Here is an 18843-nt window from a genome sequence, read left to right on the forward strand (position 1 = left end):
CTCTGCCGACCGGTCGCGGACTTCGGGTGACGAGCGCCGAAGCTCAGCGCACGGCGCGGCCTTCGAAGAACTCCTCGGCGTGGGCCAGGGCGCCGAGCCCGACCCGGTGGCCGACGAGGCGGCCGGCCACGTCGTCGGGGGAGACGTGGATGCCGCCCCAGAGCCGAGAGCGGCCGGCCTGATCGGCGGCGTCGTAGTAGGTGGCCCACTGGAGGCGCACCTCCGTGGAGGGTCCCTCCTCGAAGGTGAGGTAGCCGGGGCGAGCGACGAACTCGCCGAGGCCGCCGGGGAAGAACTCACTTCCGGTGACTCCGACGAGCACCTCCGCTGCGGCGCGGCTAAAGGTGCTGTGGCCGGAGATGAAGCCCGGGAAGGCGGGCGTTACGAAGGTGCGGAGCTGGTAGGGCATCCAGTCGACGGCCCGGATCCAGCCTGAGCCGCCGACCTCGTGCACCCGATCGCCGGGCTCGCCCCGCCACGAGCGGATCGCGACCTGCCCAACGAAGCGCGCGAGCTTCGCGTGCCGCTCGCCAGGCGCCGAGCTCTCCTTCGTGACGACCTCGATGAGGCCGGGGATCAGGGGGAGGCCGTCGGCGTGGAAGGCGGGCCCGGCGGAATCGGTGCTCTGCCCCAGGCCGCCCATGTAGCGCACGAGGGAGATGGGCCGGACCGTGAGGTACGCCCGCTTGAGCTCCCACGCGGCGATGGCGGCGTCGTGCACGGCGCCGTTGAGGGCGAGGTAGACCTTCACGTCCCACTCCAGCGGATCGAGCACGAGGCCCTCGCCACCCAGCCGGCGAGAGAAGCCCGGCGAGTCCGCGACCGCGTTGGCGATCACGTTCCAGTGGCCGGGCGGGGTCTCGGAGCGGGGTCCGTCGGCCCAGAACTCGGCGAGCACCCTGCCGAAGTCGCCCCTCGCCACGGACTGCGTGGGGTACGGCTGCCCGGTCGCGGGGTTCAGGGCGCGCCCGTGTCCGTCGTTTTGACCCAGGGTGTTGTTGCCCATCGAGCCGGGCGAGAGGTCGATACGCTCCTCGTCGCCGAGCTCGGCGGAGAGGCGGATGAGCTCGACGGCGTGGTCGCGCAGCTCGGGCCCGAAGACGGGCGCGGGGCCCGGATCGTGGTACGTGGCGCTGCCGGCCTCGCGCGTCATGGCGAAGGGCGTGACGAGGCCCCAGTTCGCGCCGATGTATTTCTGCGGCCCCGCCGAATTGAGGATGCCGTTCTGGGTGAGGGAGACGGCGAGGTCGAGGGGCTGCCACACCGAAGGATCGACGAGCGTCGCGCCGGGATCGTCGACGACGAGCGGCGGGTTCACGCTCTTGAAACCGGTGGTGTCGGCGTAGGCGTTGGCCTCGTTGGCTCCGTCGTCGGCCCCGGCGGCGATGATGGCGGCGGCGATGCGATTGCCCACAGACGCGGGCGAGTCGCCTTCCACGCGGGTGTCGTCAGGGTCGTAGCCCAGCTTCTCCATGAACGAGCGGAAGCAGGCGAGGGAGGTGTCGCCGCCGATCGCGCGGCGATACCGGTGGCTGAGCACACCGAACGCGGCGTGGCTGATGGCCTCCTGCCGATCGGCGACCACGTCGTCCGCGATCTGCTTCTCCACGAAGAAGACGCCGTCGGCGGCGGGATCGTAGGCGGCCCACGCGTCCCAGATCGCGGCGGAGAGGTGGAAGAGGTTGCGGGCGTGGACGCCGGGCTGCGGCAGATCGCGGCGAATCGCGCCGAGGATCTGCTCGTTCCAGCGCCGCGCGATCGAGCCGCCCGGCGCCGGATCGATCGCGGCCGCCGGGCACGTGGCAGGTCCGTCGGGCTGCTTCGGGAGCTTGAGGAGCGCCTCGGGGACGGCGGGGAGACCGCTCCCGCGGTGGAGGAGCACGCCACCGTCGAGGCGGCTGGTGAGGACGTTGCCGCCCACCGCCCAGATGCCGCCCTTCTCGTCGCCCCAGACCGCGTGGAGGGACTCCGCCTCTACGGAGAGGCGATGGTTCACGCGCTCCCAGCTCCCGCCTTTCCGCTCGAGGACGATCCCCGACATCCCGACCGCGACCCCGCGGCCGTCGGATGCGAGGGCGATCCCCTGGAGAAGGGGGCAGGCCTCGGGGGCGTGGTCGACGAAGGTGCCGCCGTCGCCGAGCTCCACCAGGGCGCCGCTGCCCTCGCCGCCAACCGCCGCCACCCGGCCACCCGCCGCGTCGATGGTCAGGAGCCTCGTGTCGGTCCCGCTCGCGATCCGCTCGAGGGGGCCGCCGCCATGGGACCGCAGGATCACGCCGCGGGCGCCGACGATCCAGACGTCGTTGGCGTCTCCCGAGACCTTGAAGAAGCCGGGGATGTCGCCGTCCGCGGTGCGGGGCAGCTCGTCGAGCGGAAGCGGCAGGTCCCTCCACTCGCTCCCGTCGAAGTGCCAGACGAAGCCGCTTCGCCCGGAGAGGCTCCCGACCGCGTAGACGTCGTTCGGAGACCGACCCCAGATACCGTAGATCGTGTGCCGCGCGAGGCCCGGCGTCTTCATCCGCGTGAACGCCGAGCCGTCGTACTCCAGCACCGTCGCGGCGGCCCCGCCCATGAGCACCTTGCCGCCCGGCACGGCGAAGACCCACCAGAGATCGCCGCGGTGGCCGGTGTCCACGCGCGACCACGCCGCGCCGTCGTAATGGAGCACGAGGGGCCCGCGGCCCCTGTCCGCGCCCACGGCGAAGACGTCGGTGGACGAACGACCGCCCACGGCGAGGAGGGCCTCCGCGCCGTCTCGGGCTACGAGCTGCCAGGGCTCGTCCGCGTGCGGCCCGCCGGGCGAATCACCGCCGCAAGCCGCCAGCGACGCAGCAAAAACCAGAACGATCCCTGCTCGAAGCGCACGAATGTCGAACTTCATCGTCGGCCTCTCTTCGTTGGCCTGTCTTGGATTCGATTCCATCTCATCACGGCGCGGGCTCGGGCTCCAGCGCCGCTTTTTGCGATGCCGAGGCGTCCTTGCATGCCCCGACTCGAAGTGCGAGGTTGCGCCGGTGGACACCAAGGCATCCAGCTCCGAGGATTCGGCCTCCCGGAATCTCCTCGCCCAGCGCGGCCTGCGGGTCACGGAGCAGCGCCTCGCCCTCCTCCGCGAGCTCTCCCTGGTGCCGCGACCGATCAGCCATTCGGAGCTCACCGAGAGGCTGGCGGGAGCCGGCCTCGACCGCGCCACGGTCTACCGCAACCTGCTCTCGCTGGCGGAGGCCGGGATCCTCGTCCGCACCCAGCTCGGCGACCAGGTTTGGCGCTACGAGCTACCGGTGACGAAGGGCGCCCGTCACGGCGTCCACCCGCACCTCGTCTGCGGCGACTGCGGCCAGGTCCGCTGCCTCCCCGCCGACGCGGTCAGCCTCCACGGCGAGGCCGAGCAGAGCGAGGTTGCCGAGGTCCAGCTTCGGGGACGCTGCTCCCCCTGCGCCCGCGGGCGCGCCTGATCGGCCGGCCCCGAGAATTCTGCGGGCGCCGTCAGCGCTCCTCGTACCCCCACTCCACCGTCACCTCCCGCGCCTCCTTCGGGCGACCGCCGCCTTCCTGCTGGAGCTCCGCCTCGAGCCGCAAGGGGACGTCCAGGACGTCGTCCGGGTTCGGGACGGCCAGGAGCAGGCCGGTCCACTCGTAGACGCCGTCGGGCGGCGGGCCCTGCGGATCGGGGCTGTAGTAGAGGTCCATGTCGAACAGCACGGAGACACGGCGCCCGTCGTCGGCCCGGTAGAGAGCCATCTTGAGCCGCAGGCACTCGGGATCCGAGACACCGGAAGCACGAATGGCCACGTAGACGTGCTGGCCCCCCTGAAAGCCGCGCTGGAGGTAGAGCAGGTCTCCGTCGGCGAGCGGAACGAAGCTCGACACTCCGGTGCCGAGCTCGAACGCGAGGTCCCCGAGATCGATCCCACCGGTCCCGCCCGTCCCGCCGGCTCCGTCGCAGCTCTTCGATGAGTCGCTCGTCTCGCAGCCGGCCAGGAAGGCGATCGAGACGAAGGCGAGAATGCCGCGGCGCCAGAAACGATTGATCACGTGCCCCTCGAGGGTTCCGGGAAGGGCGGATCAAAGCGCATTCGCGCCCGCGTTGCCAGCCTGCCCGCGGTTCGGGCGACCGTTCAGGTCTGGACATCGGCCAAGGGATCGACGCAACGCGGCATCCCGCACCCCGCGTCCGATCCTTGGCACATGGAAATCCATGTGGTTCTATGCGGCACTCGCCCCGACTCCGCGCATGGAGAGTTCATGAGCATGCCTGCCACAGTGGCCACCCCCACTCCCGAGTTCGTCGCACCCGCCGGCGGCCGGACCCTCTTCGGCCACCCCATCGGCCTCGCCGTCCTCTTCCTCACGGAGATGTGGGAGCGCTTCTCGTACTACGGGATGCGCGGGCTGCTCGTTCTCTACATGACGGACTACCTCTTCCTCCAGGGGAAGGCGGCGGACGTCCTCGGCTACGCGGCGATCGGGAACGCGCTCGGCTCGGTCTTCGGCGAGATGAACGTCCAGCAGTTCTCGTCGCAGATCTACGGCCTCTACACGGGCCTCGTCTATCTGACGCCCTTCTTCGGCGGCATGCTGGCGGACAAGATCCTCGGCCAGCGCAAGACGGTGGTGATCGGCGGCATCCTGATGGCCATCGGTCACTTCCTGATGGCCTTCGAGACGCTCTTCTTCGTGGCGCTCTTCTTCCTGATCCTCGGCAACGGCGCCTTCAAGCCGAACATCTCCACCCAGGTGGGCAACCTCTATCCCCAGGGTGATCCCCGCCGCGACCGCGCCTTCTCGATCTTCTACGTGGGCATCAACGTCGGCGCGTTCTTCTCCAACCTGGTCTGCGGCACGCTGGCGTTCACGGTGGGCTGGCACTACGGCTTCGGCGCCGCCGGCGTCGGCATGGTCATCGGCGTGATCATCTACCTGGCGGGCCAGCGCTTCCTCGCGCCCGACAACGTGATGAAGACGGCGGCGGCCCACGCCACGGAGAAGCAGCCCCTCACGAAGGCCGAGTGGCGGCGCGTCTGGTCGCTCGTGATCCTCTGCCTCCTCAACGTGGTCTTCTGGGCGGTCTACGAGCAGCAGGGCAACACCATGCAGATCTGGGCCGACAAGCAGACGATCTGGCCCACGCTCTTCGGCTGGCAGATCCCGAGCCCCTGGTTCCAGTCGTTCAACCCCTTCTTCATCTTCACGCTCACGCCGCTGATCGTGGCCTTCTGGGCGTGGCAGTCGCAGCGGAAGAAGGAGCCGTCGAGCGTCACCAAGATGGCGATCGGCTGCCTGATCCTCGGCCTCTCCTTCATCGTGATGGTGGTGGGCGCGAAGCTCATCGGCGACGGCCAGGGGAGCCTGCTCTGGCCGGTGGTCTGCACCCTCCTCCTCACCGTCGGCGAGCTCTACCTCTCGCCCGTGGGCCTCTCGCTGGTGACCAAGGTCGCCCCCGCCCGGATCGTCTCGATGATGATGGGCATGTGGTTCCTCTCCAGCTTCCTGGGGAACTACCTCTCCGGCTTCATCGGCACCTTCTACTCGGTGATTTCCAAGGAGATGTTCTTCCTCCTCCTCACCGTGCTGGGTGTCGGCGCAGGCGTGGCGATCGCCGTGCTGAACCGGCCGCTCCAGCGGGCGATGGCCTCGACCGACGAGCAGCCCGCAGCCGCCGCCTAGTCGCCTGGCCCATCCGGGCCAGCACACGCGCCTCCCCTCGCCGGCCCTTCGAGCAAGCTCGAATCCGCGCGTCGGGAGGCGTCGGTATAGATGGCCCAGGAATGCCCGGCCCCCTGGGCCTTGCACGAAGGGGGCCGAATGTGGTTGTTGCGGACTTCTGACCCGAACCCCAAGAATGCGGACGCCGTGCTTGGGGTATAGGGCGAAGGAAGGGGTGGAGTGCCGATGTCGCGCAACGCAAACAGCCGGACCCTGGTGATCGTCGAGTCTCCGACCAAGGCGAAGACGATCCGCAAGTTCCTGCCGCCCGGCTACAAGGTCGAGGCCTGCATGGGCCACGTCCGCGACCTGCCCACCAGCGCCGCCGAGATCCCCGAGAAGGTGAAGAAGGAGCCCTGGGCCCGCCTCGGCGTCGACGTGGACAAGGGCTTCGAGCCCCTCTACGTCGTCCCCAAGAAGAAGACCAAGGTGGTCCGCGAGCTGAAGGATCTGCTCAAGGACGCCGACCACCTCCTCCTCGCGACCGACGAAGACCGCGAAGGCGAGTCGATCTCCTGGCACCTGCTGGAGCTCCTCAAGCCCAAGGTCCCCTTCGAGCGCCTGGTCTTCCACGAGATCACCAAGGACGCCATCCACCGCGCCCTGGAGAACCCCCGCTCCCTCGACGATCGCCTCGTGCGCGCCCAGGAGACCCGGCGGATCCTGGATCGCCTGGTGGGCTACGGCCTCTCCCCGCTCCTCTGGTCGAAGATCGCCTTCGGCCTCTCCGCCGGCCGCGTGCAGTCGGTGGCGGTGCACGTGATCGTGCAGCGCGAGCGCGAGCGCATGGCGTTCCGCAAGGCGAGCTTCTGGGATCTCCTCGCCACGGTCTCAAAGGGAGAGCGCTTCGACGCCCGCCTCACCCACGTGGGGGCCAACCGGGTCGCCACCGGCAAGGACTTCGACGAGAGCACCGGCGCGCTGAAGAAGGCGGAGGGTCTGGTCCACCTCGACGAGGCCAAGGCCCACGAGCTGCGCAGGCGCCTCGAGCCGCTGCCCTTCGTAGTGAAGTCGGTCGAGGAGAAGCCCGTCACCCGCAGGCCTCCCCCGCCGCTGATCACCTCCACCATGCAGCAGGAGGCGAACCGCAAGCTGGGGATGAGCGCCCAGGAGACGATGCGCGTGGCGCAGTCGCTCTACGAGCGCGGCCTCATCACCTACATGCGTACCGACTCGGTGCACCTCTCGAACGAGGCGATCCACGCGGCCCGGGGCTGCGTCGAGAGCCGCTTCGGCGCCGAGTACCTCGCCCCCGGCGTGCGCCAGTACAAGACCAGCACCAAGGGCGCCCAGGAGGCCCACGAGGCCATCCGTCCGTCGACGCACTTCACGCCCCCGAAGGAGACGGGCCTCGTTGGCCGCGATTACGACCTCTACGAGCTGATCTGGATGCGCACCGTCGCCACCCAGATGGCCGACGCGCGCCAGACCCAGATCGCCGTGAAGATCGAGGCCGGCGATTCGACCTTCGCCGCCAGCGGGCTGCGGATCGTCTTCCCCGGCTTCCTCCGCGCGTACGTGGAGGGCTCCGACGACGCCCAGGCGGCGCTGGAGGAGCGGGAGCGCCTCCTCCCCGCCCTCAAGGCTGGCGACACCCTCCGGCTCGACAAGCTCGAGGCCGAGGGCCACGAGACCAAGCCGCCGCCCCGCTACACCGAAGCCTCGCTGATCCAGCTCATGGAGAAGGAGGGCATCGGCAGGCCTTCGACCTTCGCCACCATCGTCGCGACGATCATCGACCGCGGCTACGTGGTGAAGCAGGCGAACCAGCTCGTCCCCACGTTCACCGCCTTCGTGGTCTCCGACCTCCTCGAGAACCACTTCCCCGATCTCGTGGACCTCGGCTTCACCAGCCAGATGGAGCAGTCCCTCGACGCGATCGCAGAGGGGCAGCTCGAGTCACAGCCCTACCTGCGCCAGTTCTACATGGGCGACCGCGGGCTGAAGACGCGCATCGACGAGCAGGCGTCGGAGATCGATCCCAAGGACGCCAAGCTGGTGAAGCTCCCCACCGAGCTGCCGGGCGTAGAGATCCACGTCGGCAAATTCGGCCCCTACCTCGAGCTCCAGGCCGGGGAGGCCGAGGCCCGCAAGGCGTCGATCCCCGACGACGTGGCGCCGGGCGACCTCACCTCCGACCGCGTTCAGGACATCCTCGAGAAGTACGAGAGGCGCGAGCAGGGAATCGGTCAGGATCCCGATACCGGCAAGCCCGTCTACCTGAAGACCGGCAGCTACGGCCCCTACGTGCAGCTCGGCGACGCCGCGGACGAGGAGAAGCCCAAGCGGGCCAGCCTACCGCCCGGCGTCCAGCTCCAGGACGTCGACCTCGGCCTCGCGCTGAAGATCCTCGAGCTCCCGCGGCTCCTCGGCACCCACCCCGCCGACGGCAAGGAGGTCCGCGCCGGCCTCGGCCGCTTCGGGCCCTACGTCGTCCACGACGGCGACTTCCGCTCGCTCAAGAAGGACGACGACGTCCTCAGGGTGGATCTGGCCCGCGCCCTCGAGCTCCTCTCCGTGCCCAAGGGGCGCGGCAGGGGCCAGGCGGAGCCGCTGCGCCAGGTGGGCGCCCACCCTGCCGACGGCCAGCCGATCCAGCTCTACTCGGGCCGCTATGGCTTCTACGTGAAGCACGGCGACACCACCGCCACCGTGAGCAAGGACGCCTCCTTCGACCCGCAGGCGCTCACCGTGGAGCAGGCGGTGGAGGCCCTCGCCGCCGCGCCAGCGGGCAAGAAGAAGCGCCCCGCCGCGCGCAAGGCCGCCTCCGGCGCCAAGGCCGCTGCCTCCAAGGAGAAGGCCCCGGCGAAGAAGTCCGCCGCGCCCAAGAAGAAGGCCGAGGCATCGAGCGACGCTCCCAAGGCGGCGAGGACGACCAAGTCCGCGCCCTCGAGCGGCAACTCCGCCGCTCCCAAGAAGGTCGCCGCCCGGAAGACCACCAAGCCGTAGTCGGCCCCGGATGCCGGACGGGCAGTCCCGAACGGCTCTCGGCCCGCCAGCCCCCGGGGCAGCCCTTTCGAGGGCCGCGCGGGGGCATTGGCGTTAGGGGGAGCCGCCCGCTCCTGCGGCACCGTCGGAGCCGCCCGCGCCACCGTCGCCGCCCGGCGCGGCCGGGCAGTGGTCCACGATTTCGACGTCGGCGGGGCCCTTTCCTTCGGGGATCCGGATCGCGCCGAACTTGGAGCCCGCTAGCGGGAGGGGCGCGGGCTTCGTCGTGCTGCCGCTCACGTCGCCGCAGAAGAGGTCGGCGTCCAGCGTCACCGCCGCGAGGTTGAGCGTCGCCTCGATCGGACGCGGCGAGATCGGATTGGCGCAGGCGCTGACCTGGGCCCCTTCGAAGACGGCGACGAACGAGCCGTGCTCGTCCACCGAGACGTTCTGAAGCGTGATCGGATCGCCGATCGGCTCGCGAACGCCCGGGCAGGGGCTCGCAGCGGTGAAGGGGTTCACCAGCGGCTGGATGATGAGGTCCAGCGAGCAGGCGCCGAGCGGGCAGGTGTTCCCCGGGCCGAGCCTCATGGTGACGGTCGCCTCGAAGAGGAGCGGCGTCGCCGGCGCGAGGCTCGTCGCGATCGAGAGCAGGAAGCGCCCGTTGAGATCGGCCACCTCCCCGCCCGGTGCACCTCCGCTGCCGCCAGTGCCTCCCGTCCCCCCCTGCTTGGTGCGATCCACGAAGTCGTCGAATCGCTCCTGGGGATCGGGACAGCCGACGAGGGCCACCGCCGCGACGGCGGCGGAGAGCGCGAGCATCGACCGCTTTGACAGACCCGAGGTGAGCATGGGTTAATCACTCCGCATCAAGGTGTGAAGAAGTCGAGTGTGCCTGCGCGTTTGCGCGCGTGTCAAACCGGGGTCGGACCCTCGGAATCGCCGTTTTCCTGGAGGCCGCGTGAAAAAGATCCTAGCGACTGGCATCTGCACCCTGATCACGGCCGTCTCGGCCCCCGCTTGGGCCAGCGGCATCCTCGCCGCGCGCTTCGGTGGAGAACTTGGCCATCCCACCACGTCGAATCCCACCGCGATCTTCTACAACCCGGCCGGGCTCGCGCTCGAGTCGGGCACGCGGATCTACGCCGACGGGACCTTCGCGTACCGCCACGCCAGCTACGATCGGCCCGCCGACGCGATCAGCCGGATCGGGCCGAACGTGTTCGGGTTCACCCCGGAGGACGGCATCGCCGCCAACTCCGGCAAGGGGGAGCTGAACAACTTCATCGCCTCCCCCTTCGTCGCCGCGGTCTCCGACTTTGGCATCCGGAACTTCGCCCTGGGCGCCGCCTTCTACGTGCCCTACGGCGGCACCGCCAAGTGGGGCCTGAGGAAGGACTTCGAAGGCACCGAGGCTGGCGCGAAGTTCCCGGGCGGCGTGGACGGCCCCCAGCGCTGGTTCACCGAGGACGGCAAGATCCAGTCGCTCTTCATCACCGGCGCGGCGGCCTACCGCCTGCGGCATCCCCGGCTCTCGTTCGGCCTCGGCGTCAGCGCCGTGAACAACGTCCTCCACACCGTCCGGGCGCGAAACCTCGACGGCTCCGACGACCTCGTGAACGGCGACGGCTCCCTGAAAGAGGGCCGCAGCCTGGTCCACGCCTCGAGCTGGACCGTCGCCGTCAACGCCGGCGTGATCTGGCAGCCGTGGCGGCGCGTCTGGCTCGGCGCCTCCTACCTGAGCCAGCCCGGCTTCGGGGAGAACACCCTCGACGGCACGCTCACCACGGGCTTCCTGGGATTCGCAAGCGACCAGAAGATCAAGCTCAAGCAGAGCATGCCCGACATCTGGCGACTCGGCGGCCGCTGGCGGCCCTCGGACGACGTAGAGCTCCGGCTCTTCGGCGAATACGTGCGCTGGAGCAGGTTCAAGCGCCAGTGCTTCCTCGCCGCCGACGTGGACGACGCCAACTGCGACCTGAACCCCGACGGCTCCGAGGGGCCGAACGCGAGGGGCGTCGTGCAGAACATTCCCCGGGAGTGGAGGGACGCGTTCGGCGTCCGGGTCGGCGGCTCGTATTGGCTGAGCCCGCCGATCGAGGTCTTCGTCGGCGGCGGCTACGACTCCAACGCCATCCCGAACAAGACGATGGATCCCTCGCTCTACGACATGCACAAGCTCACCGCCGCCCTGGGCGCGCGCTTCGAGATTGGCAAGAACATCGCCCTCGCCGGGACCTTCACCCAGGTCTTCTACTTCACCCGGGACGTCCCGGTCGCCGAGAGCCAGCCCTTCGAGGGCGCCACCAAGCAGCCCAACTCCGGCGGCACCTACAAGCAGCTCATCAGCGTCCTCGACGTGAACGCCCAGTACCGCTTCTGATCAGCCGGAGCCGACCTCCAGCACGCCGAAGCGCACCGGCGCCGTCCGACCCATCACGGGCGCCTCGGGGATTCCGAGGCGCTCGAGCTCCCCGCTCCCCCGCCGATCCTGCACTACCAACCGCCGTCGGGCCACCCGGCGGGCCTCGCGGAGCGCCTCCGCCGTGAGCGGCGTGTAATCCGCCAGGGCGCGGAGCACCTCGAAGCCCGGCGGCGCCTTGGTCGCGGACTTGAACATCGGGTCGAAGTAGACCACGTCGGCGGAGGCCGTCGGCATCGAGGCGAGGAGCTCGAGGTGCGGCCCCTGTGCCACCTCCATCCGGTCCAGGGCGGCGTCGATCGCCTCCTCGCCGAAGCGCCGCGTCCGCACCCCGAACGAGGTCACCGCGTGGAGGAACGGGCTCGACTCCAGCGCGAGCACCGATCCCTCCGGGCCCACCGCGTGGGCGAGGACCAGAGCGTCGGCGCAGGCCCCCGCCGTCGCATCTACCACCCGATCCCCAGGGCGCAGGTCGCAGGCGACGACGAGCGGGTCGATCTCCCCGGCGATCATCCGCCGGATCCGCAGGACTGCCATGCCACCGTGGAAACGAAAGGCGGGAGTGCCGTCCGGAAGCCAGATGGCCCGATCCCTTTGGGACACGACGAGCACGGCGCTCGCGCCGCACCGGCTGGCCAGCTCGTCGAGTCCGGCGTTCCTCGGCTCGAAACCGAGCCCCAGGGCGCCGGCCACTGCCACGGCTTCCTGGATGTCTGCGGCGGGCGGGCGCCGCGGGGTCGTCACGATCACCTGAAACCGAAGAGCATCACTTCCAGGTCGCACTTCGGCCTTGTACCGGAGGCAGACTTCCAAGCACATTCACCGGCCCCGTGGACGCTCGGCCCCAGAGCTGCAGGTGAAGTCCTAGGACCCAAAATCAGCCGACCTTGGGCGCATGAGGTCCGGGATCGTCCGGGTCGCCTTCAAGGCGAAAGCCGATCGAGACGGCCTCTACGAGCGCGGACTGCGAAAACGGGAAGGCTTCCACGGTACCACCGAGCTTGATATCGCCATCGGAATAGACGACCAAAGCCTCCTTGCCCGTCTTTGGATCCTTGCTCCTCGACATCGCGCAGGCTCCGGCGAATACGAATTCGATGTACTCCCCATAGTCGACGTTGCTCGTAACGTCATTGAACGGATTCGCGCTCGGCGCTCCCTCGGGTCCGTTGACGAGCGCCACGAGTTCGGAGCCCGCGCCAAACGCCTTGGTCACCGAAATGCCCTTTGCATCTTCGAGCGTCGCCATGGTGTCGGCGTTGGCGGGGAAGCGAATCCGCACGATCCGGGCGCCCTCGATGATCAGGCCCGTCTGGAAATAGAACTTTCTCATTTCATGACCCCCGACAAATTCCTCGGCTGACGATACCAAAGTGCATACCATTCCCGGTCGCCACTCGACAAGGGCAATTTCTCCGGGCTGTTGGCCCCGCAGGAAGTCGTCGGCTTTTTGGACTACTTTTTATGTATAAATTCCAAAAGAGGCTGCGACATCCGGAGGCCACCGCACTCGGAGTGCTGCCAGCGCAAGCTCGAAGGCGGCCGAGACGTCTTTTCCCCTACCAATTCCATTGTAGAAGAACCGGGCGAAGTCAAGGGCCACTCCATCGTCCAGGTCACCCTGGTAGGCGATAACGGCGGAGGCGCCAGCCTCAAGGAAGGCCCAAGGGAGGCCCGCGCCATCGTGCTCCGCGTCGCCCGTCTTTCCACCGCCTTTGCAGGAGGAGAGGACGACAACAGGATTTCGCCCTTGAAGTGGTAGCTTCAGAACGTTGCCGACCTCCAAGTGACCATCAGGGCCCGCGAGGAGGAGATAGGAGGCTGACCCCTTTCTCTTACGTGATTCTCCATGGACCGAGAAGTGGAGCAGATCGAAAGACCCGGCTCTGTCGACAAGGTTGGAAGGAGTTGCGGCGTACTCGGAGAGCTCTTCGGATCCAGGCAGCGCCTCCTCGATCAAGCGCGCTTCCTTCGGTGCGGCCGGGAAGGGCGCGATCGCTCGGTCGGAGATGACGGGCCGCGGGCTATGAATTGCGAGGCCATGCCCCATTACTACCCGTGAGGGCCAGAGGGCGGCGACGCTTCGTGCGATCACGACCGCGACGTCAGGTCGGGCGAGCCTCGCGGACCGGTTTACCACGCCAACCAGCGTGAACGGGTTCTCGATAACCGTGAGACGGCGTGTGCGGGCCGGACATCTGCCGGGTTCCCATGGCGTGCCGATCCGCCCTTGCAGCTCAGTCGCCGAACGGATCGGGATTCCTCTACCATACCCGTCGGTCGGGAGTGCCGACGTCAAGCTCGATTGGTCGATCTCCACCGGCAACTCGACCTCTTGGTATCGGGTTCCCTGAGACGTTGCGCTCCAAATCGAAAGTGTTCGTCCTTTCGAAGCAGCGGCGAAAACGCACTCGTCCTCCTCGAGCGAACGCAGCTGTCCTTGGCCCAGGAGTTCCCAAGCCGCATCAGGTCGCCCTTCTTCCGCCTCCAAGCGAGCGAGGAATACACGAATCCCTGCGTCCTCGGTCTCCATCAGTAGCCGGCGAATCTTCGACGTCGCTCGGTTCGATAGCGTGCGGCCAATATCAATCGCCGACGCCAGAAAATGAATGGCAGAGGTCGGATCGCCCATCACCGCTGATGCCTGTCCAGAAAGTTCCAGTCCGTCCTTTTGCAGGAGCGGGAGAGAGAGCTGGGCGGCGAGGCGCTCAACCCGAAGCCCGGCTTCAAGGGCGATCTGCGGCTCTCCCGTCAGCAAATCGACTCGCCCAGCCGCTCCTAGGACGCGAACTAGTGTTCCGCTCAATCCGATCGACTCCGCCTCTACGAGTGCATCCTCGGAAAGCGATTTAGCTGCGTCCAGGCGACCGCTCTCTGCGAGCTTGAGCGCGACCCCACCCTTCGCGATAAGCTCGCTGGTTCTTCGCCCCGCCAGTCCAGCTAGACGCATGGCCTCCACTCGACAGGCAAGCGCCGCTGTTGAGAATCCCACTCTCGACGTGGAGGCTAGGTTGGAGAGCGACACAGCTAGAGCGCCAGGATCTTGTAGTCGAATCAGGACGGCCGACGCGTTGATCAAATTCCGTTGGGCATCCTTGCGTGTCCCTAGCTTCGACGCGAGCGACGCCTGTTTGACCAGCACCTCCGCTCGACGCCCGTCGAACCCGTCTGGCAGGCGAACCAACGCGGTCTGGAAGGCCTGCTCCGCTTCGGCGAACCTCGTCTCCTCCGCGAAAACCGTTCCCAAATCGCTAGTCGCGAGAGCACCTTCCTCGACGCAACCAAGCTCCTTGCACACGCGCTGAACCGCAGCTAGCTGAATTTTGGCGCGGGCGAAATCCGCTCGCTGAATCGCGTCGAAGGCGAGAAGCCGGACCGCACGGAAGGCGACGGTAGGCTCTGGCGCTCGCCCTAGCTCCTCAAGGGCCGAAACGTCGGTCAGGCCTGCCATTGTCGACTCGTAGAGGCGCTCGAGCCGAGCTCGCCGAATAGCGCTCGACTTCCACTCGCTCGGAGCGAATTTTCGCCTCACGGCGAATTCGCGGTCGAACATCGAATCCCCGCTCACGCGAAGCCGCGCGAGGAGCTCGACCGTGGAGGGCCTCGACGCTAGGTCAGCGAGCTCGGTGGGGCCGGTGAGAGCCAGGAGCTCGTCGTAGAGCTTGCGGCGCTCGGATTCCAGGCGAACGGGGGGAGGCTCGGGCGCAAGCAGGCGCTCCCGGCGCTCGATGGCCTCATGGCCCCAAAGGCTGTCGGGGTCGGCTTTGGCGTAGGTCTCCCAGGCCTCGATGGCGAGACCCTGGAGGCTGAGCTTCTCGAGGACGACGCCGCGGGTGAAGAGCGCGGGCAGAAAGCCGGGATCGATCTCGAGGGCGTGATCGACCGCCTCGAGGGCGTCGAACTCGTCGGGCCTCGCGAGGAGCAGCAAGGCCTGCTCGTTCCAGTAGCGAGCATCCTGCGGCATCCGCTCGAGGCGGCTCTCGGCCCGGTCCAGGTCGCCGGGACCGTTTCGCCACTGGAAGAAGAGGGCTCTTCCGAAGAGGACGTCCTCGTCGCCGCGCTTGGCGGCGAGGTAGAGCTGCCCTTCGAGGCGACCCTTCTCCAGGGGCGGCGCGATCCTCGAGGAATCGAACGGCGCGTAGGGGAGATCGAGGGCGCTCCGGCCCTCCAACCAGCGATACGGACCGGCTTCTTTTGCGAAGATTTCGGAGAGCGAGGGCGCAGGGCCACCGCAGCCGGCCAGCGCGAGGCAAACGATCAGGGACAACGCCGCTGCGGCCTGGAGCGCAAGCGGCAGTGGACCCCGATCTAACTCATTGTCAAACGAATCGATACTCGATCGATCTCCCTCGCGCATTGTCCCCCCCGTCTTGCGCCTCCCTTCGAAGTCGCAGTCTACCTACGGCGGGGGGTATCCCACCAGCAACTTCCCTTCAGCTGGAGCTCGCGGTCAGGTGTAGAGCGCGAAGGAGGCGGCGACGATGGGGGGCCACCGTTCCCGGAGAGCGGCAAGGGCTTCCTCGAAGGCTGCCGAGACGTCGTGTGTCGACGCGAGCGCGGGATAGAACGCCTGGGCAAAATCGAGCGCGACCCGATCGTCGAGATCCCCCTCGTACGCGATCACGATGGACGCCCCGGCCTCGAGGAACGCCCATGGCAGACCCGCGCCGTCGCTCTCCTCGTCGCCGGTCTTACCGCCGCTCTTGCAGGACGAGAGGATCACGACCGGGTTCCGTTCCCGGAGAGGCAGCTCCAGGACGTTGCCGACCTGCAGGTAGCCCTGATTGCCGGCGAGCATCAGGTAGGAAGCCGCCCCTCTCCTCTTGCGCGACTCGCCGTGGACCGCGAAGTGGAGGAGGTCGAAGCCGGCGGCTCGGTGGGCAAGGCCAGCGGGCGTCGCGGCAGGCCCCGAGAGCTCCCGGGATCCGGGCAGGGCCGCACGAACGAGGCTCGCCTCCTTTGGACCTGCAGGCAGGGTGGGAATGAGCCGGTCGGATACCACCGGCCGAGGGCTATGGATCACCAGGCCCGCCCCGAGGTCGCGCCGAGTGGGCCAGGGAGTCGAGGCGCTGCGCGCGATCACGACGGCGCGATCGGCGTGCGCCAGCCGCGCGGCTCGATTCGCGACGCCGACCAAGGTGTAGGGCGTCTCGAGAATCGTGACGCGGCGGGCCTCCGCCGGGCATCGTCCCGGATCCCAGGCAGTCCCCAATCGTTCGCGTGCGCTCACGGCCATTGGGCCACCCGGCCCCCGTGCAACCGGATCGCTCGGGAAGAGGAGCCACGGGCGCTTGGTCGCGATCACGAGCTCGTCCCGTTGCATCGACGCCTCCAGCTCGCTCTCCTGGTAACGAGTTCCCGTCGACGTGGCGCTCCAGACGGAGAGGACGCCTCCCTCGCTCGCGAAGGCGATCACGCACTCGTCGGGCTCGAGATCCCGCAGCCGATCGCTCGCCAACAGCTCCCAAGCAGCGTCGGGTCGACCCGTCTTCGCCTCGAGGCGGGCGAGAAAGACACGGAGGTCCGTCTGGTCCCCTTCCATCAACACCCTGCGAATCCGGGTCGTCGCACGGCTCGAGAGTGCGCGCTCCTCGTCGGTGGCGACGGACAGGAAGTGGAGGGCCGAGCCCACGTCTCCGAGCGCTGCCGAGGCTCGGCCCGCGAGCTCCAGCGCGCCTCTATGTTGAACGGGCAGGTCGAGATCCTCCGCGAGGCGCTGGACCCGAAGAGCCGTGCTCAAGGCTTCGTCCGGCTCCTGCATGAGAAGTCGAACCTGTCCGGCGACTCCGAGGAGACGAACCAGGGCGCCGTCGATGGCCCTAGCCTCTCCCTCCTCCAGCGCGCGCTCGTAGAGGGCCTTCGCCTCGTCGAATCGACCGCTCTTGGCGAGCTGGAGCGAGACACCTCCCATGGCGATCAGCTCGGTGCTCGACCGTCCTTCCTGCTTCGCCAGGCGCATGGCCTCGGTTCGGGACGCCAGCGCGGCCGACGAGAACCCGTTCCGGGCGGTCGCCCCGAGGTTGGAGAGCGCCACGGCGAGCGACGACCGCTCGCGAAGCCGAGCGAGCTCCCTCGCGGCGGCGATCAAGCCGCGCTGCGATTCCTTCGGCGTTCCGAGCGCTCCGGCGAGCTGCGCCTGTTTGACGAGGATCTCGGCGCGGCGGGCTTCGAAGCCCTTCGGGAGCCGATCCAGCGCGTCTCGATAGGCCTCTTCCGCTTCTGCGAAGTTCGCCTGCTCGGCGAGGACCGTTCCGAGGTCGCTCGTCGCGAGCACGCTCTCCTCCACGCAGCCGACCGCCCTGCAGGCTCGCTCGACGGCGTCCAGGCGGACGCGAGCCGCAGGAAGGTCGGAGCGCACGATCGCGTCGTAGGCCAGGAGTCTCAGCGCGCGAAGCGAAACGGTTGGCTCGATCGCCTTCGAGAGGGCCTCCAGCCCGTGCTCATCGGCCTTCCCCGCCAGGGTCTCCGAATAGAGCCGCTCGAGGAGCTCTCCCCGTTTCGCGCTCGCAAGCCACTCGCGCGGTCCGAACGCCCGGCGCACCTCGAGCTCGCGCTCGAACATCGTGTCCCCGACTGCGCGCAGGCGGCGGAGGAGCTCCACCGACGAGGGCCGGGAGGCGAGCTGCTCCAGCTCCGAGGCGCCCTTCAGGGCCAGGAGCTCGTCGTAGAGCTTGCGGCGCTCGGATTCGAGGCGAACGGGGGGAGGCTCCGGCTCGAGCAGGCGCGCCCTTCGCTCGATCGCCTCGAGGCCCCAGGGGCTGTCGGGGTCGGCGTTGGCGTACGCTTCCCATGCCTCGATGGCGAGGCCCTGGAGGCTGAGCTTCTCGAGGATGACACCGCGGTTGAAGAGCGCCGGCAGGAAGCCGGGGTCGAGCTCGAGGGAATGATCCACCGCCTCGAGGGCGTCGAACTCGTCGGGTCTCGCGAGGAGCAGCAAGGCCTGCTCGTTCCAATAGCGTGCGTCCCGCGGCACTCGCTCGAGGCGGCTCTCGGCACGGTCCAGGTCGCCGGGACCGTTTCGCCACAGGAAGAAGAGAGCCCTTCCGAGAAGGGCATCGTCGTCGCCCCGCTTGTCCGTGAGGTAGAGCTGCCCTTCGAGGCGACCCTTCTCCACGGGCGGCGCGATCCTCGACGGATCGAAAGGAGCAAAGGGGAGGTCGAGAGCGCTCCGGCCCTCCAACCAGCGATACGGCCCGGCTTCGTTGGCGAAGATCTCGGAGACGGAGAGAGCGGGATCGCCGCAGCCGGCGACTGCGACGCAGATGATCAGGAAGTGCGCGGCGGCGCCATGGAGCACGAGACGCCGTCGACACCAATCCCACCCACAGTAAGATAAATTGGAACTCCTACGAGATCCGTCGCGCATATCCCCCCTAGCGCCTCCCTGCGGATCTGTATACTACCCGACGCCTCCCACCAGCAATTTCCCCTTGACGCCAGGCCTAGACGGACGGTCGGGCGGCCCGCGCCACGAAGCGGGCGCCGAAGGAGTCCAGCGGCGAGGTCGCGATTGCACCATCGGCGCCGAGCTCCGCGACCTTGGCCTCGAGGCCGGCCTCGTCCAGGTCGTCGAAGAGCAGGATGCGCCCCCGGAAGCCGCTCTCCCGCAACAACGCGGTGGCCTCCAGGGCGAGCGCAGGGCTGACCAGGAGCGCCGACGCCGACGCCGCCTCGCAGGCCAACGGCTCTGGGCGGCCCTCGGCGAAGACCTGATGACCGGAGGCGAAGAGCGCGTGGACCGCGATCGCGCTCAGAATCTCACTGTGCGTGCAAACCAGGACTCTCAC

The 18843-nt window shown here is 68.5% G+C and carries 12 protein-coding genes; 4 read left to right on the top strand and 8 right to left on the bottom strand.

The genetic code is table 11. From position 1 onward, the window contains the following. Positions 1-43 precede the first annotated feature (43 nt). Positions 44-2881, bottom strand: a complete 2838-nt coding sequence (locus tag AKJ08_RS13620; RefSeq protein ID WP_050726567.1) for a vanadium-dependent haloperoxidase — start codon at positions 2879-2881, stop codon at positions 44-46. A 133-nt stretch (positions 2882-3014) separates the two neighbouring features. Between AKJ08_RS13620 and AKJ08_RS13625 the strand changes: the two genes are divergently transcribed. Continuing rightward, the gene (locus tag AKJ08_RS13625) at positions 3015-3455 is read left to right on the top strand and encodes a Fur family transcriptional regulator (RefSeq protein ID WP_050726568.1); all 441 of its coding nucleotides are present in this window, start codon (positions 3015-3017) and stop codon (positions 3453-3455) included. 31 nt (positions 3456-3486) lie between these two features. Here the strand turns inward: AKJ08_RS13625 and AKJ08_RS13630 are convergent, their stop codons facing one another. Next, on the bottom strand, positions 3487-4035 hold the full coding sequence (locus tag AKJ08_RS13630) for a hypothetical protein (RefSeq protein WP_050726569.1): 549 nt from the start codon (positions 4033-4035) through the stop codon (positions 3487-3489). Between the two features lie 210 nt (positions 4036-4245). Here AKJ08_RS13630 and AKJ08_RS13635 point away from each other — a divergent pair, with 210 nt between their 5' ends. Next, a complete protein-coding gene (locus AKJ08_RS13635) occupies positions 4246-5667 on the top strand; it encodes a peptide MFS transporter (RefSeq protein WP_240475341.1) in 1422 nt (473 codons plus the stop codon). Positions 5668-5892: 225 nt separating this feature from the next. Continuing rightward, a complete protein-coding gene (gene topA / locus AKJ08_RS13640; RefSeq protein ID WP_050726571.1) occupies positions 5893-8655 on the top strand; it encodes a type I DNA topoisomerase in 2763 nt (920 codons plus the stop codon). A gap of 93 nt (positions 8656-8748) precedes the next feature. On the opposite strand, the gene AKJ08_RS13645 is transcribed toward topA, so the two are convergent. After that, a complete protein-coding gene (locus tag AKJ08_RS13645) occupies positions 8749-9486 on the bottom strand; it encodes a hypothetical protein (RefSeq protein WP_050726572.1) in 738 nt (245 codons plus the stop codon). 109 nt (positions 9487-9595) lie between these two features. Between AKJ08_RS13645 and AKJ08_RS13650 the strand changes: the two genes are divergently transcribed. After that, positions 9596-11017 (top strand): OmpP1/FadL family transporter, encoded by a 1422-nt coding sequence (locus AKJ08_RS13650; protein WP_050726573.1) that lies wholly within the window; start codon positions 9596-9598, stop codon positions 11015-11017. On the opposite strand, the gene AKJ08_RS13655 is transcribed toward AKJ08_RS13650, so the two are convergent. The 5 genes from AKJ08_RS13655 to AKJ08_RS13675 all read right to left on the bottom strand — a co-directional run bounded on the left by AKJ08_RS13655 (position 11018) and on the right by AKJ08_RS13675 (position 18843). Continuing rightward, on the bottom strand, positions 11018-11800 hold the full coding sequence (locus AKJ08_RS13655) for a class I SAM-dependent methyltransferase (RefSeq protein WP_169788834.1): 783 nt from the start codon (positions 11798-11800) through the stop codon (positions 11018-11020). It lies immediately after the preceding gene. A gap of 133 nt (positions 11801-11933) precedes the next feature. Then, positions 11934-12389 carry a hypothetical protein gene (locus AKJ08_RS13660; protein ID WP_050726575.1) on the bottom strand — a complete coding sequence of 152 codons (456 nt, stop codon included), beginning with the start codon at positions 12387-12389 and terminating at the stop codon, positions 11934-11936. A gap of 129 nt (positions 12390-12518) precedes the next feature. Beyond that, positions 12519-15323, bottom strand: a complete 2805-nt coding sequence (locus AKJ08_RS13665) for a CHAT domain-containing protein (RefSeq protein WP_169788835.1) — start codon at positions 15321-15323, stop codon at positions 12519-12521. A gap of 183 nt (positions 15324-15506) precedes the next feature. Next, positions 15507-18353 (bottom strand): CHAT domain-containing protein, encoded by a 2847-nt coding sequence (locus AKJ08_RS13670; protein ID WP_050726577.1) that lies wholly within the window; start codon positions 18351-18353, stop codon positions 15507-15509. Positions 18354-18498: 145 nt separating this feature from the next. Further along, complete coding sequence (locus tag AKJ08_RS13675; RefSeq protein WP_157370682.1) at positions 18499-18843, bottom strand: hypothetical protein; 345 nt, start codon at positions 18841-18843, stop codon at positions 18499-18501.

Source organism: Vulgatibacter incomptus (assembly GCF_001263175.1).
GTDB lineage: Bacteria > Myxococcota > Myxococcia > Myxococcales > Vulgatibacteraceae > Vulgatibacter > Vulgatibacter incomptus.

Coding starts and splice junctions, on each gene's coding strand:
- AKJ08_RS13620 (WP_050726567.1), bottom strand. CDS start 2,881: ATGAAGTTCGACATTCGTGCGCTTCGAGCAGGGATCGTTCTGGTTTTT.
- AKJ08_RS13635 (WP_240475341.1), top strand. CDS start 4,246: ATGAGCATGCCTGCCACAGTGGCCACCCCCACTCCCGAGTTCGTCGCA.
- topA (WP_050726571.1), top strand. CDS start 5,893: ATGTCGCGCAACGCAAACAGCCGGACCCTGGTGATCGTCGAGTCTCCG.
- AKJ08_RS13645 (WP_050726572.1), bottom strand. CDS start 9,486: ATGCTCACCTCGGGTCTGTCAAAGCGGTCGATGCTCGCGCTCTCCGCC.
- AKJ08_RS13660 (WP_050726575.1), bottom strand. CDS start 12,389: ATGAGAAAGTTCTATTTCCAGACGGGCCTGATCATCGAGGGCGCCCGG.